The following is a 23,176-nucleotide window of genomic DNA, read 5'->3' on the forward strand; positions in this document are numbered from 1 at the left end:
AGATCTCCATTAATAAATGTAGTGTAACCAACTAATAAACCTAATTTGTGCAGCACCAGCCCATTGACCAATCACAGAGTCTGGTAAAAGCTGTACTGTGGCACGTGCACCACTTGGCATATTGGCAATTAAATTTGCATCATCTAGCAGCTTTAAATGAATACGTTGTCGTTGTGCATCGCGTACCCAACGATTACTTGTCTCTGTGGTGCTTAGCAAACCATTTGCGCTTAATTGACCACTGCTTACACCTGCTTCAAAAGCTGTAATTTGTGCATCAAACACTTCACCAGGACGGCTATCAAAAACAACTCGCGCTGAGCTACCCGGCTTCATATGCAATAAAGACTTCTCTCTAAAGTCAGCGACTAAATCTGCTTTTTTTGCCACTATTGCTAACAATGGTTGTCCTGCTACTGCGTAAGCACCATTTAATAATTGTAAATTAGTGACAATACCGTCGCTTAATGCACGTATTTGTGTGTATGATAAATTAAGATTTGCTTGCGCTAGTTGATTAGCTGCGTGTCGCATTGCTAAATTTTGATCGCCTGATTCACCACGCGCCAAAATTGCTTCAGCCAACTGCGCCTCATAGGCGCCCACGTTAGCCTTACTTGCCTCATAGTTTGCACGAATGCTTTCAAGCTCTTGCTCTGAAATAGAGTTTTGCTTGTAAAGCTTTTCGCCTCTGCTTTTTAATAGCTTTTGCTCATGTTGTTTTGCTTTAGCTGCACTTATTTGTGCCTCAAGTGCTTTAACATTGGTATCGAGCCGTTTGTTTTGTAATTTAGCGTCATCGAGCGCCAGTTGAGCTTGATCAAACGCTAAATCATAAGGTCCTTGGTCGATACTAAACAATACATCGCCTGCCTTTACGTGTTGGTTATTACCTACCAATACATTGGTTACTCGACCACTAATTTGTGGTGAAATTTGCACAACAGGATGGTATACGCGCGCTTGTGGCGTTACAGGTAAGAAAATATCAGCCACTAAATAATAAATAAATACGAAAAAAAATCCGACGAGGGACAATCTCACGTAATGCGCAAATTTTTGATCAGGTGTCATTTTTAGCCTTAGTTTGAAATTTAATACAATGATGTGCGTTTTTTTCCATTTTAACTAAACCATAAGCCATCGCGTCTAATTGCTCGTCAGTAAAGCCGTCATATAACTGAGCCTTAATATGAGAAATTATCTCGGTTAATGAATCTAACGTTGCAAGACCTTGCTTAGTAAAATAGATTTGTTTACTGCGCTTATCATGCTCATCTATACGACGCGTAATAAGCGACTGCTCTTCTAACTGTTTGAGCGTACGGGTTAACGAAGGCATTTCTATACCTAAGCTATTGGCAAGCTCTAGTTGAGTTAACCCTTCTCGATTTATATTAATGTGCATTAAGACCATCCAACGAGATTGTGTTAACCCTAATGGCTCAACAGCAACTGTAATTGCCTCACGGCATATACGATGTACTCGCCCCATAGTGCCAATAATGGTTAAATCGAGAGTTTCGTGAAAAGGAATATTTTTGACCATAACCAGCCCAAAGTAGTTAGCAAGCTAACTATTTTATCATTGGTTAGCTGGCTAAGTAAATAAAATAGTAAAAAATGAATTTAAGGTTGGTAGTAAAAGTATAACAAAGCGGGGGATACCAAAATAAATAACGTACTTGTAGGTGCGATTTTATATCGCGCTCATGTAACGTGGCTTTAATGTATTATTCAATTCATTAAAACCTCACCTACGCGGGCTTAAACACCGCACTCAACAAAACCGTAGATGCGATTTTATATCGTGCTTATGTAATTAATTTCTCATTTACGGCTGTTATACAATCGCTCTAAAAGTTTAATAAATTAGCTGGTGAATATTGGTCAGTCAGTACTTTAGTATCAGCAGGCCAATCTTGACCATCTTTTGTAAACTCCATAAACTCACTTATGGCTTTTATATCGACATCATATTTGGCTAATCGCGGTGCTAGTAATTTTACTCGCGCGTTAATTTGCTCATTAGTTGGTATTGATTTAAGTCCCGCTAAAATAATACGATTACTACGATTTTCGCGGCTTACATTTATAAAATCGCCAAATACAGCGTGGTAAGTTGCCGACTCATGTTCATAAAGTTTACTACTAGAAAACGTATTTGCAGCTATAACGCCGCCTTCGGCTAATACGCTTTGTACTTCTTCAAAAAACTCTTTAGTGAGCAAATGCTCCGGAATATAGTCGCCGTTAAATGCATCTAAAATAATCCAATCGTACTTTTGCTTTTTAATAGCGGCGCGCTTTATAAAAATACGGCCATCTTGCACGCTTGATGTCACTAAATCGTTTTCTATAAAGTTAAAGTAATCGCGTGCCACTTTAGTTACTGCGGGATCTATTTCAACATTATGAATTTTTGCAGTGGGGTATAGCTCATGGATAACGTTAGAAAGCGTGCCGCCACCTAACCCTATAATAAGTACCCTTTTAGGGTTGTCGGCTACTAAAAGGCTCGCAAAAGTCAATTTTGTGTAATTAAAAACAAGTTTGTCGGGATTGCTTTTATACATACAGCTTTGGCTTGTTTGGCTACTTTTAGTATTAAATTTAAGGCAGCGTAGGTCGCGAGTCTCTTCAACAATAATATTGCGATAAAGCGAGCGTTCTTCATGAATGACCTCGCTCATTACTGCGCCCGAAAAGACGCTTGCAGCTAACAATAAATATTTAAGCATGGGCAAGCTCCTTATTATTGACCAAGGTATTAATAGCTATAGCGACTAAGCCTAGTGAGCCAAGCGTTAAAGCAAAGGTGCTAATAATCGTGTTTACGTCAAACGCGAGTACAAAGTAAAACGAGGTAATAATGGTGCCTAGGGCACTGCCAAGCGTACTTACAAAGTATAAACGCCCAGCCACTTGCCCACTTTTGTCGCTATCGGTTACCAGTAATCGTACAGAGTAAGGCGAAATCATGCCTAAAATAACGGTAGGTATAAAAAATAATGCGGTTGACGCTAACAGTGAGCCGTAACGGCTATCTTCAATATGGGTAAATATAAATTCCATTATTGGCTGCGAAAACAATGTAATAGGCACAACCATAAAGCTGGCAATTAAAAATATTAAACCATATTTGGTAAGGGAGGCATTTTTAGTGCTGAGTTTACCGCCAAGCAAATACCCAAAAGAAAGGCTAAGCATAAATACAGTGATTATACTGCCCCAAATATGTACGCTACTGCCAAAAAAAGGCGCTAGAATACGCCCTCCTAAAAGCTCAATTCCCATAATGCAAAAGCCACTGCAAAAGGCTAAAAAGTAAATTAACGCGTTTGTTTTGATACTCATGTAATTATCGTTATGTAACCTAAAGAGATCACCATACTAACGTGATGTATACAAAGCTGCTAATGCAATTTTTAAATTCAAATAAGTGGTTTTGTTATAAAGTAACACATGGTAAACTTATCGTTATAGTATAACATTTAATTAATTTCCCTATCATTATGAAGTACTCTTTAATTTATTTAGCCTGTTTAGGCATTAGTGCGCAAACACTTGCGCAAGAGCAAACCGACGAAATTGAAAAAATATCGGTTACTTATAAACAAGCATACCGTGGCGACATTCCTCAAAAGCAAATGCCGCAGTCTATTGTAAGTGTTAGCAGCGCTGCACTTGATCAAAAAGGCATTACCGAATTACAAGACGCGCTTGATTTTTCAGCGAGTATTTCGCGCAAGAATAACAGTGGCGCATTATGGGATAGCTTTTCTATTCGTGGCCTTTCGGGTAACGAAAATATGCCGTCGGGCTATTTAATTAATGGCTTTAGTGGTGGGCGTGGTTTTAGCGGCCCGCGCGATGTATCAAACATTGAATACATAGAAGTATTAAAAGGCCCAGGTTCTGCACTTTATGGGCGCTCGGAGCCCGGTGGCACTGTTAATATTGTTACTAAAAAACCACAATTTGAGCCACAAGGCGAGCTAAAGCTGAGCCTAGATAGCGACAGCTTTAATCGTGTTGAAGGCGATTATACTCAAGGTATTAACGATACCACTGCATTTAGAATAAATGGCGCATGGCAAGATAGCGATAGCTACCGCGATGAGGTTTACACCAATAAGAAAGTAATTACGCCATCTATTTATCATCAAATAAACGCATCGACCAGTGTCACTTACGAGTTTGAATACGTAGATTTAGCCCAGTTATTCGACCGTGGCGTTGTAGTACTTGATAACGACTTTGATACAGTGCCAAGTTCACGCTACTTGGGTAATCCAAACGATGGCGATACGCAGGTTTATTCTCGTGGTCACCAAATAACTTTAAACCACGATATTAATGATGATTGGGCAATAGTAGTGGGTGCAAACTACCGCAGCTCTACATTAACTGGGTTTTCGTCGGATGCTGAACTTTCGCCATCGCGCCAATCGTTATTTGACGATGGCCGCACACTTACCCGTCAGCAGCGCTATCGCGACTACGAAGTAGAAGACACAAGCGTTAAATTCGAAGTTAGCGGAAGCTTAGATACAGCTGGCATTACGCATCATTTATTAATAGGTGCCGATGCGTATAAATACGACTTACGTACAGCGCTTTCACGCTACCGTGGCGGTAATGGTACTTATATTGTTGATATTTTTGAGCCAAATTACGATGTTGAGCGCCCAGAAGTAAGCCTACTTTACGAAAACGACGAAGAGCAAAACGCATACGGTATTTATGTTCAAGACCAAATGGATATTACCGATAAATTTAAGCTATTAGTTGGCCTAAGGTTTGACAGCGTTGACCAAGACATTTTAGAAACTAACAGCGGCGTGTTTTCAACAAGCTCTGAGAGTCAAATAAGCCCACGTGTTGGCGTAGTGTACGAGCTAAATAATGCACTAACCTTTTACAGTAGTTACTCAGAAGGCTTTTTACCACTAAGCGGTACTGATGCAAGCGGTGACCCGTTTGGTTTTGAATACAGCGACTCGTTTGAAGTTGGCGCTAAATTTGAATACAAAGGCGTAAACGGTACTGTAGCATTTTTTGATGCATCAAAAAGTAATATGTTAGTGGCAGACCCTGTAAACGTTGGTTTTTCAGCGCCTATTGGTAAAGCCGATAGTAAAGGTTTTGAGCTTGATTTAAATACCTATATTACTGATGCAACGGCGTTTAACTTATCGTACGCCTATATAGATGCCACCACAGCAAACGACATTATTAATGCCGATTGGGGCGTACCAATTGAAAAAGGCAGCCCGCTGGTAAATGTACCCAAAAACAACTTAAACCTTACGCTTAGCCACCAAACAGCATTAATGGGCAAAGAGCTAGAGTTTGGTGCAAGTTACCAATACACAAGCAGCCGTTTAGGTGATGCCGCCGATTTAAGTTTTAGGTTGCCAAGCTATCAATTGGTGGGCGTATTCGGACAGTTAAACTTAACTGAAAAAACTGAGCTTAATATCAGCGTTAATAATATTTTTAATGAAGATTACGCCGAAAGCAGCTACAACGCTTTATGGGTTTACCCAGGTGCGCCAACTCAATTTAAAATGTCGTTAGCTTATAAGTTTTAATAGCTAGCAAATTAAAGTTTTCATCCAAAAGCGTCTTAATGTAGTGGTTAAGGCGCTTTTTTCATTTAAATTAAATTTCTTAAGTTTTCTTTAAGTTTCACTCGTTAAATTTAAACCCTGAAATATAAACAGGTTTAAACGAGCGAGCTTATGCAATTAGCCCACACTTCTACATCATTAGATTTAACACAAAATAATAGTCAGTTTATTAGTGCTCGTATTGATGATGTGCATCGGAAAAATCTCGAGAACACAGTTAAAGAAGGTTTTTTAGTTGCTTATAACGCTAAGCTTACTTCTTTTATGCCACTACTTTGCCAATACGTTACCGAGCAAGGAAAGTGCACGTTAGGGCTAAGGCAAGCAACTTCGCCATTGTTTATTGAGCAATATTTAGCATCACCCGTTGAAGATTTTTTAGGTGAGAGCATTTCTCGCAATAAAATTTTTGAACTTGGTAATCTCTGCTCTACAAATCGAAGAGCAACACTTGCACATTTTATTATTGTTAACGAAGCTCTGCAAAGTGTGGGGGCAAAACATTTGGTGTTTTGTGCAACCAACAAAGTGCGTGCTTTATTACGCTTACTTGGTGTTACGTGTACCGAAATTGCACTTGCGAGCAGTTTTGTAGTTGAGAACCCATTAAAGTGGGGCAGCTATTACGCTAACCAACCAACAGTGTGTATTGTGAGCCTAGAGCAAGCTCACCAACAAGTATTAAATACCCCAATGCTTTATAGTTTGATGCAGCAAAACCACTCAAATATCAATTCTTTGGTAAACGCATTGGTGAATGTATGAACTACTATAATACTCATTCAGTATCGCCATTAATTATTGCCCATAATAAAGATCTAACACGTGAAATTAACGGTGATGAGTTTAACCAGCAAATACAAAAAATAGTAAAAATACTACAAAGCTTTAACGGCAAATGTGTCGCTTATAAGCTCGATAATACGCCAGCTTGGCTTGTTATTGATGCCGCTACTGCGGTTTCTAATAAAGTGGCTGTGCCAATTGCTCACTTTTTTAGTGAACAACAAACTCAATATGTACTAGCGCAATGCGGCGCTAATGTATTTATGAGCGACACGCTAAACCCTTTATTTGGGGAGCCGACCGCATCAATCAATTTATTTGAGTGTTACACATTATATATTTACGAAATTGTTGTAGCTAAACCCGTCAGTTATTTTCCAGAAACTCAAAAAGTAACGTTTACATCAGGCTCGACTGGGCAACCAAAAGGCGTGTGCTTATCTGCAAAGAGCCAAATGCAGGTAGCTCAATCTCTTTGCGATAAGATTAATATTAAAAAGCCTGTGCATTTATGTTTATTGCCCCTTGCTGTATTGCTTGAAAATATAGCTGGCGTGTATGCCCCTTTAAAAAGTGGCGGTACAGTACACTTAATGCCATTAAATGAATTAGGCTTTGTTGGAACTGCATTAAAGCAGCCCGCACAACTTATTGCTGCGATTGATAAAGTTAAGCCAAATACGCTTATTTTAGTGCCAGAACTATTAGCATGCTTAGTTACTTTTGCAGAAGATGGGTGGCAACCGCCTAGTTCGTTACAGTTTATTGCAGTAGGTGGTGCGCTTGTCAGCGAAATACTATTAACCAAAGCGCGTAGCTTAAACTTACCGGTATACCAAGGCTATGGCCTTTCTGAAGCGGCATCTGTCGTTAGTTTAAATACACCCATAAACGATAACCTCCACAGTGCCGGCTCTGTATTACCTCATATTCAAACCAAAATTGAAAATGGTCAGCTTTTTATAAAAGGCGATTTGTTTTTAGGTTACTTAAATCATCAACCACACGACAAAAACCAGTGGTATGCAACCGGCGATCTGGTCGAACAGCATCAAAATACCTTATTTATTAAAGGCCGCCTAAAAAACCTAATTATTACCAGCATGGGGCGCAATATCAGTGCCGAGTGGCCTGAATCACTCTTACTTAGTCAAAGTGGTATTTTACAAGCGGTTGTATTTGGTGAGGGGCAACCTTTTTTAACCGCCATTATTTACGCCGATACAAAGCTAATTAACCCAGCGTTAGCGCAATACATTAACGCAATTAATAAACAACTACCCGACTATGCACGAATTCAAAAATGGCATCGTTTAACTGCCCCATTAAGTGTGCAACAAGGATTATTAACCACAAATAATCGCCCAAACCGAGATGCCATAAGTAAGCAGTACCATGCTGTGTTTGAGCAATTTTACCGACTTGGAGAAGTAATTAATGAGTGATTTTTTTAACACCCTTAAAGAGCAAACTAAACAAGAGCAAAACTATCTGCTTGCAGCACCTATTATTCAGCGTGTTTTTAAAGGCGAAGCATCACTTGAAGAATACGCCTCGTTTTTAGCACAAGCGTATCACCATGTTAAGCACACAGTGCCATTAATGATGTCGGTTGGTGCACGATTAACTGACGATCAAGAGTGGCTGCGCGAAGCAGTGGCAGAATACATTGAAGAAGAAATAGGTCATCAAGAGTGGATACTTAACGATATTGCAGCCTGTGGTTTTAATAAAGAAGCAGTAAGGTGCAGTCAGCCGCAATTTGCTACCGAGATGATGGTGTCGTATGCGTACGACTCCATTGCACGTAAAAATCCTTTGAGCTTTTTTGGCATGGTGCATGTACTTGAAGGCACTTCGATAGCGCTTGCTGATGGCGCGGCTTCAAACATTGCTAATGCTGTGGGTTTACCTAAAAAAGCATTTAGTTATTTAACCTCTCACGGCGCGCTTGATATAGAGCATGTAAAGTTTTTTGAAAACCTAATGAACCAAATAACAGATGAGGCGGATCAGCAAGCCATACTTCATGGTGCAAAGCGCTTTTATCGTTTATACGGCGATATATTTCGTGGACTCGATGACGAACCATTTTTTAAAGCAAGTGCACAAGGCAAATTGGCATGAGTAGCTCTTTATGTGTGCTCACTGGCGCAACAGGCGGAATAGGGCAAGCAATTGCTAAAGCCCTATATGCAAAAGGGTGGAAGTTACTGCTTGTAGGGCGTAATGCGCAAGCTCTTGAAAAACTGAGCCGTGAGTGCCCAGACAGTGAAACATTTACTGGCGATTTAACCGACGATACAACACGCATTAACTTAGCAATAAAAGCCAAGCAACTCGGCGGCGTTAAATTACTTATTAATAACGCAGGTATAAATACGATGCAAAGCCTTGAGCACACAAGTTCTGAGCAAATAGATAATATGCTGACTACTAATTTGTCGGTGCCTATTAAATTATGCCAGCTATTTTTAGGGCAGTTACAGTATACCAAAGGCACCATTGTTAACGTGGGATCATCGTTTGGCAGTATTGGTTACCCGTTTCAAACACTTTATTGCGCCAGTAAATTTGGTTTACGTGGTTTTACAGAAGCATTATCTCGTGAGTTGAATGGTTCAGGCGTTAAAGTGACCTATTTAGCACCAAGAGCAACAGATACCTCTATTAATAGCAGTAAAGCGCGGGCAATGAATAAAGAGCTCGGTAATAAAATGGACTCGCCAGAATTAGTTGCTCAAGAGTTATTAGCACTTATAAGTTCGAACCAAACAAGGCGCTTTATTGGTTTTCCTGAAAAATTATTTGCACGCATAAATGGCGCATTCCCAAGCGTTGTTGATAATACGATTGCAAAACAACTTCCTAAAATCAAACGATTTTTAAGTTAACAAACACACACAAGGGCAAAATTATGTATAAATTTACACTCGCATTATATTTAATATTAACGGCTGTATTTACTACCGCAGTACAGGCAGATGAAGCGCAAGACTTAACCTCAATTCAACAAAAGTGGGCAATTGCCAACTACGAACTTGAAGACGATGCGCAAATAGACGCGTTTACGCAACTAAGTGAGCAAAGCGCGTTATTTGTTAAAAACTACCCAAGCTCAGCACAAACACATATTTGGAATGGCATTGTGTTAGCTAGCTTTGCAGGTGCAAAAGGGGGCTTGGGTGCACTTGGTTTAGCAAAAGAGGCAAAAGTGTCACTTGAAAATGCACTCTCAATAGATGGTACTGCATTAAATGGGTCAGCTTACGCAAGCCTTGCAACGCTTTACAGTAAAGTACCTGGTTGGCCAATTGGTTTTGGTGATGACGACAAAGCTGAAAAATTATTTAAACAAGCGCTCGCTTTTAATCTCGAAGGCATTGATACTAATTACTTATACGGTGAATACTTGTATGACGAAGGCGATTATAAACAAGCTAAAGCACGACTACTTGTAGCACAAGCCGCGGGCATTCGTGATACTCGTGCAAAAGCAGATAAATATCGTCAACAAGCAATAAGCCAGCTATTGGTAAAAGTAGATAAAAAACTAAAAAGATAAACACATAATGCATTTATTACTCGTTGAGGACGATCATTTAGTGGCGCAAGGGCTTATTCGCTCTTTGCGTCAAGAGGGCTACAGCGTAGAGCATAGTGGCACAGTTAAGCACGCCTTAAAGTGCCTTTCTAGTGGTGAAATTGAGCTTGTTATTCTCGATTTAGGATTACCTGATGGCGATGGTTCGCAAGTTTTAAAGCATATTAAATCGCAAAAAAAAGTTATTCCGGTGGTTATTTTAACTGCTCGCGGTAGTATTGACGACAAAGTCCAAGGGCTTGATATGGGGGCAGACGATTACCTTGCAAAGCCGTTTGACCCCGCTGAGTTATTTGCCCGTTTACGTGTAGCAAGTCGGCGTATTAACCAAACACAATCAAGCTTATTACGCTGTGGTGATGTGGTAATGGATACATCTGCTCATACAGTTACACTAAGTGGGCAATCACTTACGCTACCACGAAAAGAATACATGCTTTTAAAAGCGCTGATGGAAAATCAGGGAAGGGTGCAATCAAAACAACAACTCGAAAACAAACTTTACCAATGGGGTGAAGAAGTTGGCTCTAATGCCATAGAGGTGCATATTCATCATCTTCGTAAAAAATTCCCTAGCGATTTTATTAAAACCTTACGTGGCATTGGCTACGTGGTTGGTAAGCGTTAGAGTGTGTTTGTTTTTCGAGGTTGAAAATGTCTATTCGTAAACGTCTGACCTTAATTTTACTTTCAATGATGGTGCTTACTTGTTTTTTAGCATTAGTAAAAGGCTATCAAAAAAGCATGCACCACGGCGAAAACTTGCTTGATAATGAACTTAAAATAGTGGCTGGCGTTTTAATTGAGCAACCATTGACACTGAGCACAAATGCAGTACAAGTAAGCAATAATAGTGCTCAGTTGTTGTATCAAATTTGGCAAAATAATCATTTACTTAGTGGTTCATCTAGTTTAACAAATAACCAAATTAGTTTTAGCGAGGGCTTTCAAACTGCAAATTTAGCAGGGCAGCGTATGCGAGTGTTTGTAATGAGCAAAAATACTCGTAAAGTCATCATTGCTGAACCTATAGCAAAGCGGTTTGAATTAGCTGAAGCCGTTATTTTATCGGCAATGTTACCTATGTTATGGGCAGTTCCCCTGCTTGCTATTTTTATAAGCTTTTTTGTTAAATACGCATTAGCCCCTCTTACCCGACTATCTAGGCAGTTGGCTTCTCGCCAAGCAAACGATTTTACGCCAATTAACTGGCAAGTAACCGACGAAGAAATTAAACCTGTTATTAATCGTTTAAACGACTTATTTAAACGAGTAGAAACCGCTTACTTACGAGAGCGCTTTTTTGCCTCAGATGCAGCTCACGAATTACGTACCCCGCTCAGTAGCTTAAAAATTAATGTACATAATTTAGCTAATAAGCAAAGTAACTCGCAAAATAATCAAGAACTCCAAGCAATGTCACAAGGCATTAATCGCTTAAGTAATATTGTTGAACAAATGCTAATTTTAGGGCGCACCCAGCCAGAACAGTGGCAAAAGCAGTTTAGTGAACAGTCATTGCTAACTATTACTCAACAAGCTGTGTCGGAGCAATACGATAAAATAGACGAAAAAAACCAAACGATTAGCCTCGAAGGTGATGGTTTTGTAATTAATGGTGATGAGTTTACATTAACGACCCTTATCTCTAACTTGCTCAGTAATGCGATTAAATACACACCTAGTAACGGTCAAATTATAATTAAATTAGCATCAAGTAATAATGACTATAGTTGGCAAATAGATGATTCTGGTGCAGGCATGACTGATGAGCAAAAAGAGCGAATATTCAATCGCTTTTATCGCGTGGGGGGCGATCAGCATCCATCAGGCGAGCAAGGTGCCGGTTTAGGTATGGCGATTGTTCAGCACATTATTGCTATTTATGACGCAAGTATTCATCTAGCGAATAGCTCTTTAGGTGGACTAACCGTTAAGGTTACTTTTACAGGAGTAAAAAGTGACTAAACGTTTATTCAATCAATGCCTTTGTTGTTTACTGTTTTTATCGTTTAACGCGGTGAGTAAAGAGTACCTTATTATTTTAAAAGATCACTTGTTCTATCCCTCGCAAATAATTATTCCCGCAAATAAAAAAGTAAAACTATTAATAGAAAACCAAGATAGCACACCAGAAGAGTTTGATAGCTTTGATCTAAACAGAGAAAAAGTGCTCTACCCAAATCGTAAAAGCATTATTTATATAGGGCCACTTAGTAAAGGGCATTACGAGTTTTTTGGTGAGTTTTCGCCAAATACAGCTAGGGGCGTTGTTATAGTTAGCGATAAAGGGGGGCAGCATGTTAATAACTAGTTTAGTCATGAGCCTTAATCAATTACTACCTGTGGCTATTTTATTAGTGCTGCTACAAGTAGTAAAAAAACAGAGCTCTTTGCGAATATGCTCTGCTGTGTTAATTGGCGCGGTAATGTCGTTTCTGTACATGCAAAGCGCATCATGGGTGAGCCAGTGGTTTGAACACCAAGGGTTAGAGTACTCACAGATAGGGCTATGTATTACTATATTTATTGCTGTGTTGGTATTTGCACTAAAGCAAAAGTCAGCGGCATTTTATATCGCAGTTATAAGCACAATAACGCTCTATTTAAGCCACTATATTATTTACCTCACCAGTTTTTGGCAAAATAGTGATGCAGGGCAAAGCTTATTTATTGGCACTTTATTAGGCAGTGGGATTTGCTTAAGTTTTAGCGTATTGCTGTACTTTTTAATGAATACAATTAAGTACCGCTTTAGTATGTATCCGCTTTTTACTTTGCTTGCTTTTAACAGCGCGGCTAAGTTATTAGTTGCACTGGATTTGGCAAGCCAAATAGATTTAATTACAAACACCGCAACCGTGTGGGATTTACGTGATGTGCTAAGTGAAAACTCTGAGCTTGGGCGCGTACTGCGTGCGCTTGTTGGTTACGAGGCCACTCCTGATTTAATGAGTGTACTTATATATAGTACAAGCAGCGTGTTATTTTTATTACTTTGTTACGTTATTCCAGCTTCAATAACTAAGGAACGTGTATGAAAGCACTCAACCTATATTTAGCGCTTAGTTTTACCGCTCTTTGTTTGTTGGTATTCTCAATCCAAGCAAAGGCCGATGGTATTGTTGTTGATAAGGTATATCACCCCTATGTTTTGCCTTTTGAGCGTGAGTTTGAGTGGCGATTAGTGTCGCACCAAACAGATAGTGGCAATATATTAGCGCAGCGTTTGGGTGGTGGCGGTGCTATTAACGATACAATGGCGCTAGAAGGTTACATAGTTGGTGAGCGAGACGATAACGGCGATTTTGGTATAGAAGCTTATGAGCTTGAGCTACGTTGGCAATTAATTGAACAAGGTAAATTATGGGCTGATTGGGGCGCGTTATTTGAGCTTGAAAAAAAGCATAACGAAGATGTGTATGAGGCAACTTCGGGTTTTGTGATCGAAAAAGAATTTGGAAAAACAAGCTTAACTATGAATGCCTTTTTAGTGTACGAGTGGGGGCAAGACATTAAAAATGAATGGGAAAGTGAGTTTAGAGCACAATATCGCTACCGGTATCGTTCTGCTTTTCAGCCTTCTATAGAGGTTTACGTAGGTGAAGACTTTATTGGCATAGGCCCTGGCTTTATAGGTTTGCAACGTTTTGATGGACAAAAACAATTAAAATGGGAAGCGGGCTTCATCACTGAAATAAGCCAATCAGAAAAAAATCATAGTTTTAGGCTCGCATTAGAATTTGAATTTTAATAACAAATAAAAGCAGTTTTGGTTGTTTATCACTCCGATCATAAATGTGTACTTGACATATTATTTAAACTCTATATAGTAAGCCGCAGCTAGAAAGAAAGCATGTAAGCTATAAATCTCCATTTCGATATAAGTAATACTTGTAGTACCGTCCTGAAGTTTTTAAAGTACCATCTCATTTTTTGCTACACCCGCTCTTATGAGCATATTTTTATTTTTATTTCAGGATATTACAATGTCTAACATCGTATCAGGTACAGTTAAGTGGTTTAACGAGTCTAAAGGTTTTGGTTTCATCGAGCAAGAAAATGGCCCAGACGTTTTCGCACATTTCTCAGCAATCAAAAGCGAAGGTTTCAAAACTTTAGCTGAAGGCCAACGTGTAGAGTTTACTCTTTCACAAGGTCAAAAAGGTCCACAAGCTGATAACATCACAGCTGTATAATTTTACTTTTTAAGTAAAATGAAAAAAAGCGCTTAAGGCGCTTTTTTTGTGTCTGAAATTTGACTCAAACCAAGCAACGCCCATTATCAATGTAAATTAACTAAATGATATTGCTATTATTTAGCTCCTCCTAATATTCGTTTTTCTATTCTTCTAAGTCATTCTTCTAAGCCAATGCGCTAATGCAAGTGAGTTTAAGCTTGTAATTTATACCGATCATTTCTCCCCTTATAACTTTAAAAATGACAAAGATCAGCTTGTTGGTATTAACCCCGATATTGTAAAAGATATTTGTACAACTAGTGATATAACCTGCGAGTTTAAATTGCTACTTTGGAAGCGTGCTTATAACTTAGTTTAAAAGCCCCTTACTGTGGCATTGTTTCAATAATTAAAAACATCGAACGTGACCCACCATTTTATTGGGCTGGGCCGCTGGCATCCAGTCAAACTTTCTTCTATAAGCTCAAAGCTAATAAGCAAGTTATACCAATTCCATTAAGTATGCGGTCTAAATTTTACGCCGAAAAAACAATTCAGTTCTAGGCGTAAATGGTTGTTCCCTTTGCGAAATTGACAACAAAGAAATGGGTTGTTTTAGCAAGTAAAATAGATAAGCTATTTATTGGGATTGGTATAAATAATCTAAAAGATGCGAAGCAGTTTTCTTTAGGAATAGTAATAGGGGATATATACGAATCATTAGTGAATGAAATCGTTTTTAAAGCGGGTGAGAACTTACTAATTTTTGAAGACTAAAAACAATATATAGATTTGTTTTTAAAAAGAAAAATTGATCTAATTTTAGGCTCAAAAGTTACAATAAAGTATAGCTAGAGCTCTTTGGATATAGAGCAAATGAAGTTGTGAAGTGCAAGAATTGCCTCTTCCTAAGTTTGCTGGCAATTATATAGCATTTAATAAGTCAGTAGCTGAGCGTGTTATAAAGCGATTTTATGAAGAATATATAAAGTTAAAAATGAAAGATAATTTTAACGTCTAAAAATATTGTTACCCACACTAATTTATTTTCCGTAAGGGAGCCCTTTATCCTCTTTTACTTTTAAAAAAGCAGCTTGTAATTTTTCAATTAAATCAGAGTTCGTTTCTTTATTAGCGGCTAAATAGGCATCAACAGTTAACTCGTCTATTTTATAAATAAAGTTTAAGTACCCTTTTTCAAGCTTTAAGTAGTCACTCATTTGTTGCATATAAAGAGGATCGTCCACAATTAAATCTACTTTTTTAGCAAGTAACAGATCATATGACTTTTGAATATCACTAGTTAACACAACTTCAAAACCAAGTTTTGAAAGTGTTTGAGTAGAAAAGTCATTTCGTTGCATTGCTATTTTGTAGTTTTTTGCTTGTTCGGTATTATTAATAATTATGTCGCAGCGGCCTGCGAGGCTAATAAAGCCTAAATGAAACTTACCAACTGGTGCAATCCAATAAAATTTGTTTTCTCGCTCTACAGTGCGAGCAAGGCTGTATATAAAGGTGTTTTTGAGTTCACTCGCAATCTTATAAGCGCGTGCCCACGGGTACATTTGAATATTAGGCGTAAGCTTTGCTTCTTTAAATATATCTCTAATAAACTCAGTACCTACGCCGGTAACTTCTCCATTAATTAATACTTGGTTCGGTGGTGCTAATTCAGTAACTACTAATAAGCTCTCTTTAGCATGAATAAATACAGAGCTTATTAAGCATAAAAGATAAAGAAGGTATTTCACGTTAGAGAGTCATCATTCAATTAATACGAGTAATATCAAGTGTGGCTTAAAATATAAAAAACACAAAAGGTGAGACGCAAAAAGTACTAATTAAAGTATTGGTTTATTTGAGTTATGTATAACTATAAAGGATGTTAGGTAGATAAGTGGCTTGAGGTTTGAAGTAGTTGAGGCTAAAAAATTAAAGCCCTAAAACGATAAAAGGGCCTTGCGGCCCTTGGTGAAGTATCGTTCAAGTCAGATAGAGCTTTAACCCCTTAAAGCGCTATCCTCTTGTTTTGCAACACCGGTGTTCATCTCAATAAGTTTCTAAGCTAGCGAGAGGAAAAACCCAGCAATTGCTGCGCTCATAAGGTTAGCCATAGATCCTGCTAACACTGCTCTGAGCCCTAAGCGTGCGATATCCTTCCGCCTGCTAGGCGCCATACCGCCTAACCCACCTAGTAAAATGGCTATCGATGATAAGTTAGCAAATCCACACAATGCAAAAGTAACAATTGCTTGCGTATGAGCGCTTAACGTATCGCGATAATTTATAAAGTCTAAGTAAGCAACAAACTCGTTTACTACTATCTTTTGACCAATAAAGCTGCCGGCTATAATTGCTTCATCCCACGGTACACCGAGTAACCATGCAACAGGAGCAAATAAATAACCTAATATTTCTTGTAGCGTTAATGTTGGGTAATCAAACCACCCGCCAATACCGCCTAATAAACCGTTTAATAATGCAATTAGTGCTACAAAAGCAAGTAACATTGCACCTACATTAAGTGCTAAATGCATACCGTTTGCGGCACCTGATGCAGCTGCATCAATTACGTTAACAGGCTTATCGTCGTCATCTAAATCTAAATCAGCTAAGTTATCTTTAGGCGTTTCAGTTTCTGGCACAATCATCTTGGCCATTAAAAAACCACCCGGAGCGGCCATAAAACTTGCCGCAATAAGATACTTAAGATCTACGCCAATAATTACGTAACCGGCCATTACAGAGCCCGCTACAGTGGCTAAGCCACCCACCATTACTGCAAACAACTCCGATTTTGTCATTGTTGCTATAAAGGGCTTAACTATTAACGGTGCTTCAGTTTGTCCAACAAAAATATTTGCTGTTGCTGAAAGCGATTCTGTACGAGAGGTTTTCAATAATTTTTGTAAACCGCCGCCTAAAATCCTAATTATCCAATCCATAATGCCAAGGTGATATAACACAGCAACAAGTGCTGAGAAAAACACGATAACCGGCAAAACTTGAATCGCAAAAATAAAACCTAATGTGTCTTGTGAGGCAAGTGGACCGAATAAAAATCCAATGCCGTCGTTTGCATAACCAATAACCGATGAAACGGCTGATGACATGCTAGTTAACACATTTTTACCTGCTTCGAAAAACAGTACAAAACCACCAATAACAATTTGCATCGCAAATGCTATACCAACGGTTCTTAAATTAATTGCCTTGCGATTAGTAGACGCAGCAAAGGCAATGCTTAGTAGCACACACATGCCCACTAAGCTCATAAATGTTGTCATACAAATGTTTCCCGTTGTTATTCTTGTAGTAAATATTTTATCTTACTTTTTATTATATCAATCGCAACGCGGTTCATACCGCCTCGAGTCACAACCAAATCGGCGTTATGTTTCGAAGGCTCAATAAATTGATAAAACATCGGTCTAACAGTTGCCTGATATTGCTCAACAACAGATTGTAACGTTCTGCCTCTTTGTTCCATATCACGTTGCATACGGCGCATTAAGCAAATATCTAAAGGTGTGTCTATAAACACCTTAATATCAAATTCTTTATTAAGCGCTTTATCACTCAATAGTAAAATACCTTCAACAATCAGTATTTTAGCAGCAGGCACTCGGCGTGTGGTTGCACTACGCGTGTGCTGTGCATAATCATACGTTGGTACTTCTACAGAGTTACCACAACGAAGTTGCGTTAAATGCTCAAGCATTAGCGCGTGTTCAAATGCATCTGGATGGTCGTAGTTTGTTTGCGTACGATGAGCCATCGGCAAATGCGACTGATCCTTGTAATAAGCATCTTCTTCAATAATGGCGATAGCGCCTGGTTCAAGCTCGTTAACCAGTTCATTGTAAATAGTTTGGCTAAAAAGAGATTTTCCCGACGCTGATGCGCCCGCAATGGCTATAATAGTAGTTCGTGTCACTAAAGTTCTCATCCACACAGAAAGATATATTGTTGGTAGATCACAATAGCAAAAAAGACACGATTAATCTCTTTTGCTTCGCTCAGGAGTGCAAATTTATAATGTTTAGGTTTTATGAAACAGGACTTTTGTCCTGTACGAAAAATTCGATCAGCAGATAAAGTAACCGCCTAGAATCAAAGTGAGGTCAAAATGGCAAGAGCAATTATCTTAATGGCAGATAGCCTAGGAATCGGTGCAGCACCAGATGCAGATAAATTCGGCGATCTTGGGGCTAATACATTCGCTCACTTACTAAAAGCATATTATGACGAAACAGGCTCAGCATTGTCGCTTCCAAACCTGTCAAAACTTGGGTTAGTGGACGCATGTGAAGCTGCCGGTGGCGAACCGTGTTTAATTTCAGACCGCCAAGCGCCTCAAGGCGCATGGGGTTACGCTAAAGAAATATCTAGCGGAAAAGACACGCCATCAGGTCATTGGGAAATGGCAGGCGTACCAGTGTTATTTGATTGGGGATATTTTCCAAAAACACAGCCAAGTTTCCCACAAGAATTTATAGACGAGTTTATTGCTCGTACAGGTATTCCTGGTATTTTGGGCAATTGCCATGCATCAGGAACAACCATTTTAGAACAGCTAGGTGAAGAGCACGTAAAAACAGGTAAACCAATCTGTTACACCTCAGCTGATAGCGTGTTTCAAATAGCCGCGCATGAAGAGTCATTCGGCCTAGAGAAGCTTTATCAAGTTTGCGAAATCGCACGGGCGCTACTTGATGAAATGAATATAGGACGAGTGATTGCGCGGCCATTTTTGGGTTCAAATAGTCAAGACTTTGCTCGAACGGGTAATCGTCGTGACTATTCAGTACTTCCGCCAGCACCAACATTGTTAGATGTACTAGCAAAAGACGGCGGCGAAGTAATTAGTATTGGTAAAATATCAGATATTTACGCGCATCAGGGCATAACTCAAAAGCACAAAGCACCTGGGCTTATGAACTTGCTAGAAAAAACCAGCGAAGTAATGGAAAGTGCGCCAGATCGTAGCTTAATATTTACTAACCTAGTTGATTTTGATGAAAAATTTGGTCATCGCCGTAATCCAGTAGGATACGCAAAAGCATTAAAAGAATTTGATGACTATTTACCAACTATACTAAATCAGTTAAACGCAGATGATGTATTAATGATCACTGCAGATCATGGCTGTGACCCGACCTTTCCAGGTTCTGAGCACACTCGTGAATACGTACCAGTTATTGCATACCAACCGGGTATGAGTAACACACCATTAGGTGAACGCAACAGCTTTGCAGATATAGGTCAAACACTGGCACAGTGGTTTAACTTATCTGCACTTGATTACGGCGACAGCTTTTTAAATGAGCTAACAACGCCAAATAAAAAGGAAAACAATTAATGAGTACTCCGCATATCAGTGCAAACGTTGGTGATTTCGCCGAAACAGTATTAATGCCAGGCGATCCGCTACGTGCGCAATATATTGCTGAAAACTTTTTAGATGATGCAGTACAAGTTACAGGCGTTCGTAACATGTATGGTTTCACTGGTACTTACAAAGGTAAGCCAGTAAGCATTATGGGTTCAGGCATGGGCATTCCATCAATGTCTATTTATGCACGTGAGCTAATTGTAAGCTTTGGCGTTAAAAATATTATACGTATTGGTACGTGTGGCGGTATCGGTACCGACATTAAAATCCGTGACGTAATTTTTGCACAAGGTGCAAGCACAGATTCAAACGTAAACCGTGCACGTGTACGTGGCTACGATTTTGCTGCTATTGCTAACTTTGACCTACTTTTAAACGGCGTAAACGCTGCTAAAGAGCTAGGCATTAAAGCAAAAGTAGGTAACGTATTTACCACCGACACATTCTATCAAGCAGATGACTCGTTCTATAAAGACTTAGACAAGTTAGGCATGTTAGCAGTAGATATGGAAACAGCCGGTTTATATGGCGTTGCAGCTGAATACGGCGCAAACGCAATGGCATTATTTACAGTAAGTGACCACGTAATTACTGGCGAAGCAACTCCTGCTGATGAGCGTCAAAGTACGTTTAACGAAATGGTTAAAATTGCATTAGAGTCTATCTAATCAATAAAACAGTTCCTTGGTAACGTATTCACTAAGTTTTGGAGACACGCCCAAAGTGAAGTGAGACTAAACCTCCAAAGCCGCATTTTATGCGGCTTTTTTTATGCCTGAAGGAAATGAGCCACCATACAATATTGCATCGCATTTTGACGTGATCCGCTGTGTTGTAGGCGCAGAGCTTGCTCGCGCGAGAGGCGAAGCTTCTCATTATTTAATTACCCATCCTAAAAACTACATTTTTAAACGCCAGAAAGCAGTGCGTCAACTGGTTAAATTAAACCGCGGGGTTAAAGTTTTGTTGTAGGCGGAGAGCTTGCTCACGCGAGAGGCGAAGCTTCTCATTACTTAATCACCCATCCTAAAAACTACGTTTTTAAACGCCTGCAAGCAGCGCGTCAGTAAGTGAATTTAACCCACAGCGTTAAGTTTCCCGGCGTAGGCGCAGAGCTTGCTCGCGCGAGAAGCGTAGCTTCTAATTACTTTACCACCATCTTAAAAACTGCGTTTTTAAACGCCTGCAAGCAGCGCGGTCAGTAAGTAAATTTAACCCAAAGCGTTAAGTTCCCCCGCGTAGGCGCAGAGCTTGCTCGCGCGAGAAGCGAAGCTTCTAATTACTTAATTACTCATCCTAAAAACTACGTTTTTAAACGCCTGCAAGCAGCGCGTCTACAAGTTAAATCAAACCACAGCGTTAAGTTTCCCCGCGTAGGCGCAGAGCTTGCTCGCGCGAAAAGCGTAGCTTCTAATTACTTAATTACTCATCCTAAAAACTACGTTTTTAAACGCCTGCAAGCAGCGCGTCTACAGGTTAAATTAAACCACTGAGTTAAGTTTGTGGGTAGGCGAAGAGCTTGCTCACGCGAGAAGCAAAGCTTCTAATTACCTAATCACTAATTTTAAAAACTTCGTTTTTAAACGCCTGCAAGCAGCGCGTCTACAAGTAAATTTAACCCACAGCGTTAAGTTCCCCCGCGTAGGCGCAGAGCTTGCTCGCGCGAGAAGCGCAGCTTCTAATTACTTAATCACCCATTCTAAAAGCTATGCTTTTAAACGCCTGCAAGCAGCGCGTCTACAAGTGAATTTAACCCACAGCGTTAAGTTTGCCACGTAGGCGGAGAGCTTGCTCACGCGAGAAGCGAAGCTTCTAATCACTTTACCACCATCTTAAAAACTGCGTTTTTAAACGCCTGCAAGCAGCGCGTCTACAAGTGAATTTAACCCACAGCGTTAAGTTTCCCCACGTAGGCGCAGAGCTTCCGTGAGAAGCGAAGCTTCTAATCACTTTACCACCATCTTAAAAACTGCGTTTTTAAACGCCTGCAAGCAGCGCGTCTACAAGTGAATTTAACCCACAGCGTTAAGTTTCCCCGCGTAGGCGCAGAGCTTCCGTGAGAAGCGAAGCTTCTAATTACTTTACCACCATCTTAAAAACTGCGTTTTTAAACGCCTGCAAGCAGCGCGGTCAGTAAGTAAATTTAACCCAAAGCGTTAAGTTTCCCCGCGTAGGCGCAGAGCTTGCTCGCGCGAGAAGCGAAGCTTCTAATTACTTAATTACACAACAAACTTAACCTTTAAAAACAAAAAAAGGGCCAAGGCCCTTTTTATGATGTTGTGCCTAATCAAACAGGCCAAATACTTAGTGCTTAAACTACTTCACCAGCCACTATTGTATTAAAGCTGTCGTTGTCATGTAGGCTTGCAAATGCACTCTCATGTAATAGCTCGTTACGTAAGTTAGGTGAATAATCAAGAGCCATTTTAATGTCGGCTAATGCATCAGCATGCTTATGTGTAAGTGCGTAAGCACATGCTCGTTGCCAGTAGGCATAACCGTAATCACTATCTATATCAATGGCTTGATTACACAGCTCAATGGCTTGTGCTGTTTCGTTTATTTCTAGTAACGCATCGGCTTTATAAGCAATGGCTTCAACATCTTCTGGCTTACGTTTTAAGATTTCATCAAATATTTCAATTTTATTAGCAAAATCACTTTCTAAATTGGCACGCATCCATAACGAATGAACCTCGTTGGTAACTGAGATACGTTCTTGGTTACTGAGTATTTCTTCAGAGCGTACGCGTAGCTTTTCTTCAAGAATTTTTAATCGGTCTTCATACTCGTCAGTAATTACACTTACACGCGTATTTACAATATCTTCTACTTTGTTTTTAACATCGCGTAGCGAGTTCCAACCTACTAAAACCAAAATAGATGCTGTAGCGGTAATTATAAAAAATACATTGTTAATAGTGTCTGTTGTGTACGTTAATGCACGATCGGCGGTATCAAGTTGCGCATGGGTAACTTGCTTAGTTACATCCTCACGGAGTTTTTGTTGATCTTGTCTTACCGCTTTTAGCTCGTCGAGTATGTAGCGCTCCATCAGCGGTTTATACATAGACTCTTTAAGTTGTCCAAGGGCTTGTTGTTCTTGTTGCGGTGTAGGAGCTGCAGGTTTTTGTTCAGCAGAATTTACTATGCCCGAAAAAAAAGTTAAACAAACAAAAAGTGTAGATAGGTAATAACGCATTGGTACGCCTAATTAAATTAATTACTGCAATAACTTTAACATGCAGGGCTTAAAGGCACTAGGTTTACACAAAAGTTAGTTTAAGCAAAAAAGAGGCAAAAAAAACCAGCTCAAAATGAGCTGGCTAAAACTGCTTAAAACAACAATATGTCGTAGGGATTCACAGGAGAACAACTTCATACTAACTGAATCTTTCTGAACAAATACTTAACTCAATTCAATCAGTTAAAAATATAAGAATACTCAGGGTATTCGTTATAAAGTAAAGGTGCATTGGGCTTAAGTAATGCACCTTTATAACTATATAACTACAATTTCATGGTGAAGGGGGGTATTCCAATGTGCGCTTTGAATAAATTAAAGCCACTT

The 23,176-nt window shown here is 39.4% G+C and carries 25 protein-coding genes; 17 read left to right on the forward strand and 8 right to left on the reverse strand.

What is annotated here, in order from left to right; translation table 11 throughout:
* Positions 1-9: 9 nt before the first annotated feature.
* From PX700_RS05780 to PX700_RS05795, 4 genes are all read right to left on the reverse strand, one after another.
* Positions 10-1,074 (reverse strand): HlyD family secretion protein, encoded by a 1,065-nt coding sequence (locus PX700_RS05780; RefSeq protein WP_479520148.1) that lies wholly within the window; start codon positions 1,072-1,074, stop codon positions 10-12.
* A complete protein-coding gene (locus PX700_RS05785; protein WP_415636864.1) occupies positions 1,064-1,549 on the reverse strand; it encodes a MarR family transcriptional regulator in 486 nt (161 codons plus the stop codon). Before PX700_RS05785 ends, PX700_RS05780 begins: the two co-directional genes overlap by 11 nt.
* Positions 1,550-1,856: 307 nt before the next feature.
* Positions 1,857-2,741 (reverse strand): spermidine synthase, encoded by an 885-nt coding sequence (locus PX700_RS05790; RefSeq protein WP_479520149.1) that lies wholly within the window; start codon positions 2,739-2,741, stop codon positions 1,857-1,859.
* On the reverse strand, positions 2,734-3,357 hold the full coding sequence (locus PX700_RS05795) for a fused MFS/spermidine synthase (RefSeq protein ID WP_479520150.1): 624 nt from the start codon (positions 3,355-3,357) through the stop codon (positions 2,734-2,736). The genes PX700_RS05790 and PX700_RS05795 overlap by 8 nt, the downstream gene beginning before the upstream one ends.
* A 158-nt stretch (positions 3,358-3,515) precedes the next feature.
* Between PX700_RS05795 and PX700_RS05800 the strand changes: the two genes are divergently transcribed.
* The 14 genes from PX700_RS05800 (at position 3,516) to PX700_RS05865 (ending at position 14,984) form a co-directional block, all read left to right on the forward strand.
* Entirely contained in the window at positions 3,516-5,597 is a 2,082-nt protein-coding gene (locus PX700_RS05800; RefSeq protein WP_479520151.1) for a TonB-dependent siderophore receptor, read from the forward strand.
* 150 nt (positions 5,598-5,747) lie between these two features.
* Positions 5,748-6,401 carry a thermostable hemolysin gene (locus PX700_RS05805; RefSeq protein ID WP_479520152.1) on the forward strand — a complete coding sequence of 218 codons (654 nt, stop codon included), beginning with the start codon at positions 5,748-5,750 and terminating at the stop codon, positions 6,399-6,401.
* Complete coding sequence (locus tag PX700_RS05810) at positions 6,398-7,867, forward strand: AMP-binding protein (RefSeq protein WP_479520153.1); 1,470 nt, start codon at positions 6,398-6,400, stop codon at positions 7,865-7,867. Before PX700_RS05805 ends, PX700_RS05810 begins: the two co-directional genes overlap by 4 nt.
* Positions 7,860-8,549 (forward strand): TenA family transcriptional regulator, encoded by a 690-nt coding sequence (locus tag PX700_RS05815; protein WP_479520154.1) that lies wholly within the window; start codon positions 7,860-7,862, stop codon positions 8,547-8,549. The genes PX700_RS05810 and PX700_RS05815 overlap by 8 nt, the downstream gene beginning before the upstream one ends.
* Positions 8,546-9,316 carry an SDR family oxidoreductase gene (locus PX700_RS05820; protein WP_479520155.1) on the forward strand — a complete coding sequence of 257 codons (771 nt, stop codon included), beginning with the start codon at positions 8,546-8,548 and terminating at the stop codon, positions 9,314-9,316. Before PX700_RS05815 ends, PX700_RS05820 begins: the two co-directional genes overlap by 4 nt.
* Positions 9,317-9,339: 23 nt before the next feature.
* Positions 9,340-9,987 (forward strand): tetratricopeptide repeat protein, encoded by a 648-nt coding sequence (locus tag PX700_RS05825; RefSeq protein ID WP_197159951.1) that lies wholly within the window; start codon positions 9,340-9,342, stop codon positions 9,985-9,987.
* Between the two features lie 7 nt (positions 9,988-9,994).
* Positions 9,995-10,654 carry a response regulator gene (locus PX700_RS05830; RefSeq protein ID WP_479520156.1) on the forward strand — a complete coding sequence of 220 codons (660 nt, stop codon included), beginning with the start codon at positions 9,995-9,997 and terminating at the stop codon, positions 10,652-10,654.
* 26 nt (positions 10,655-10,680) lie between these two features.
* Entirely contained in the window at positions 10,681-11,994 is a 1,314-nt protein-coding gene (locus tag PX700_RS05835; RefSeq protein ID WP_479520157.1) for an ATP-binding protein, read from the forward strand.
* Positions 11,987-12,340, forward strand: coding sequence for a cupredoxin domain-containing protein (locus tag PX700_RS05840; protein WP_479520158.1), 354 nt, complete (start codon positions 11,987-11,989; stop codon positions 12,338-12,340). The genes PX700_RS05835 and PX700_RS05840 overlap by 8 nt, the downstream gene beginning before the upstream one ends.
* Entirely contained in the window at positions 12,327-13,067 is a 741-nt protein-coding gene (locus tag PX700_RS05845) for an iron transporter (RefSeq protein WP_479520159.1), read from the forward strand. Before PX700_RS05840 ends, PX700_RS05845 begins: the two co-directional genes overlap by 14 nt.
* Positions 13,064-13,780: a hypothetical protein gene (locus PX700_RS05850; RefSeq protein ID WP_479520160.1), complete on the forward strand. Its 717-nt coding sequence runs from the start codon at positions 13,064-13,066 to the stop codon at positions 13,778-13,780. The genes PX700_RS05845 and PX700_RS05850 overlap by 4 nt, the downstream gene beginning before the upstream one ends.
* Positions 13,781-14,015: 235 nt before the next feature.
* Entirely contained in the window at positions 14,016-14,225 is a 210-nt protein-coding gene (locus tag PX700_RS05855) for a cold-shock protein (RefSeq protein ID WP_002959120.1), read from the forward strand.
* 205 nt (positions 14,226-14,430) lie between these two features.
* Positions 14,431-14,586 carry a transporter substrate-binding domain-containing protein gene (locus tag PX700_RS05860; protein WP_479520251.1) on the forward strand — a complete coding sequence of 52 codons (156 nt, stop codon included), beginning with the start codon at positions 14,431-14,433 and terminating at the stop codon, positions 14,584-14,586.
* Between the two features lie 191 nt (positions 14,587-14,777).
* Positions 14,778-14,984: a hypothetical protein gene (locus PX700_RS05865; RefSeq protein WP_415636852.1), complete on the forward strand. Its 207-nt coding sequence runs from the start codon at positions 14,778-14,780 to the stop codon at positions 14,982-14,984.
* A gap of 266 nt (positions 14,985-15,250) precedes the next feature.
* Here the strand turns inward: PX700_RS05865 and PX700_RS05870 are convergent, their stop codons facing one another.
* The 3 genes from PX700_RS05870 to udk all read right to left on the reverse strand — a co-directional run bounded on the left by PX700_RS05870 (position 15,251) and on the right by udk (position 18,147).
* Positions 15,251-15,961, reverse strand: a complete 711-nt coding sequence (locus tag PX700_RS05870) for a substrate-binding periplasmic protein (RefSeq protein ID WP_479520161.1) — start codon at positions 15,959-15,961, stop codon at positions 15,251-15,253.
* Positions 15,962-16,270: 309 nt separating this feature from the next.
* The gene (locus PX700_RS05875; protein ID WP_415636850.1) at positions 16,271-17,497 is read right to left on the reverse strand and encodes a NupC/NupG family nucleoside CNT transporter; all 1,227 of its coding nucleotides are present in this window, start codon (positions 17,495-17,497) and stop codon (positions 16,271-16,273) included.
* Positions 17,498-17,514: 17 nt separating this feature from the next.
* Positions 17,515-18,147: a uridine kinase gene (gene udk, locus PX700_RS05880; protein WP_007583533.1), complete on the reverse strand. Its 633-nt coding sequence runs from the start codon at positions 18,145-18,147 to the stop codon at positions 17,515-17,517.
* Positions 18,148-18,339: 192 nt separating this feature from the next.
* Between udk and PX700_RS05885 the strand changes: the two genes are divergently transcribed.
* From PX700_RS05885 to PX700_RS05895, 3 genes are all read left to right on the forward strand, one after another.
* Positions 18,340-19,572, forward strand: a complete 1,233-nt coding sequence (locus tag PX700_RS05885; RefSeq protein WP_479520162.1) for a phosphopentomutase — start codon at positions 18,340-18,342, stop codon at positions 19,570-19,572.
* A complete protein-coding gene (gene deoD, locus PX700_RS05890) occupies positions 19,572-20,273 on the forward strand; it encodes a purine-nucleoside phosphorylase (RefSeq protein WP_024599424.1) in 702 nt (233 codons plus the stop codon). Before PX700_RS05885 ends, deoD begins: the two co-directional genes overlap by 1 nt.
* 103 nt (positions 20,274-20,376) lie before the next feature.
* On the forward strand, positions 20,377-20,577 hold the full coding sequence (locus tag PX700_RS05895) for a hypothetical protein (protein ID WP_479520163.1): 201 nt from the start codon (positions 20,377-20,379) through the stop codon (positions 20,575-20,577).
* Positions 20,578-21,916: 1,339 nt separating this feature from the next.
* On the opposite strand, the gene PX700_RS05900 is transcribed toward PX700_RS05895, so the two are convergent.
* Positions 21,917-22,807, reverse strand: a complete 891-nt coding sequence (locus tag PX700_RS05900) for a tetratricopeptide repeat protein (RefSeq protein ID WP_166421803.1) — start codon at positions 22,805-22,807, stop codon at positions 21,917-21,919.
* Between the last annotated feature and the right edge of the window lie 369 nt (positions 22,808-23,176).

The sequence above is a fragment of the Pseudoalteromonas sp. TP27 genome (assembly GCF_056470645.1).

Excerpts from the sequence above, each read along its gene's own strand:
- PX700_RS05780 (WP_479520148.1), bottom strand. The coding sequence starts at position 1,074 with ATGACACCTGATCAAAAATTTGCGCATTACGTGAGATTGTCCCTCGTC.
- PX700_RS05785 (WP_415636864.1), bottom strand. The coding sequence starts at position 1,549 with ATGGTCAAAAATATTCCTTTTCACGAAACTCTCGATTTAACCATTATT.
- PX700_RS05790 (WP_479520149.1), bottom strand. The coding sequence starts at position 2,741 with ATGCTTAAATATTTATTGTTAGCTGCAAGCGTCTTTTCGGGCGCAGTA.
- PX700_RS05795 (WP_479520150.1), bottom strand. The coding sequence starts at position 3,357 with ATGAGTATCAAAACAAACGCGTTAATTTACTTTTTAGCCTTTTGCAGT.
- PX700_RS05800 (WP_479520151.1), top strand. The coding sequence starts at position 3,516 with ATGAAGTACTCTTTAATTTATTTAGCCTGTTTAGGCATTAGTGCGCAA.
- PX700_RS05805 (WP_479520152.1), top strand. The coding sequence starts at position 5,748 with ATGCAATTAGCCCACACTTCTACATCATTAGATTTAACACAAAATAAT.
- PX700_RS05810 (WP_479520153.1), top strand. The coding sequence starts at position 6,398 with ATGAACTACTATAATACTCATTCAGTATCGCCATTAATTATTGCCCAT.
- PX700_RS05815 (WP_479520154.1), top strand. The coding sequence starts at position 7,860 with ATGAGTGATTTTTTTAACACCCTTAAAGAGCAAACTAAACAAGAGCAA.
- PX700_RS05820 (WP_479520155.1), top strand. The coding sequence starts at position 8,546 with ATGAGTAGCTCTTTATGTGTGCTCACTGGCGCAACAGGCGGAATAGGG.
- PX700_RS05825 (WP_197159951.1), top strand. The coding sequence starts at position 9,340 with ATGTATAAATTTACACTCGCATTATATTTAATATTAACGGCTGTATTT.
- PX700_RS05830 (WP_479520156.1), top strand. The coding sequence starts at position 9,995 with ATGCATTTATTACTCGTTGAGGACGATCATTTAGTGGCGCAAGGGCTT.
- PX700_RS05835 (WP_479520157.1), top strand. The coding sequence starts at position 10,681 with ATGTCTATTCGTAAACGTCTGACCTTAATTTTACTTTCAATGATGGTG.
- PX700_RS05845 (WP_479520159.1), top strand. The coding sequence starts at position 12,327 with ATGTTAATAACTAGTTTAGTCATGAGCCTTAATCAATTACTACCTGTG.
- PX700_RS05850 (WP_479520160.1), top strand. The coding sequence starts at position 13,064 with ATGAAAGCACTCAACCTATATTTAGCGCTTAGTTTTACCGCTCTTTGT.
- PX700_RS05855 (WP_002959120.1), top strand. The coding sequence starts at position 14,016 with ATGTCTAACATCGTATCAGGTACAGTTAAGTGGTTTAACGAGTCTAAA.
- PX700_RS05865 (WP_415636852.1), top strand. The coding sequence starts at position 14,778 with ATGGTTGTTCCCTTTGCGAAATTGACAACAAAGAAATGGGTTGTTTTA.
- PX700_RS05875 (WP_415636850.1), bottom strand. The coding sequence starts at position 17,497 with ATGACAACATTTATGAGCTTAGTGGGCATGTGTGTGCTACTAAGCATT.
- PX700_RS05885 (WP_479520162.1), top strand. The coding sequence starts at position 18,340 with ATGGCAAGAGCAATTATCTTAATGGCAGATAGCCTAGGAATCGGTGCA.
- deoD (WP_024599424.1), top strand. The coding sequence starts at position 19,572 with ATGAGTACTCCGCATATCAGTGCAAACGTTGGTGATTTCGCCGAAACA.
- PX700_RS05895 (WP_479520163.1), top strand. The coding sequence starts at position 20,377 with ATGCCTGAAGGAAATGAGCCACCATACAATATTGCATCGCATTTTGAC.
- PX700_RS05900 (WP_166421803.1), bottom strand. The coding sequence starts at position 22,807 with ATGCGTTATTACCTATCTACACTTTTTGTTTGTTTAACTTTTTTTTCG.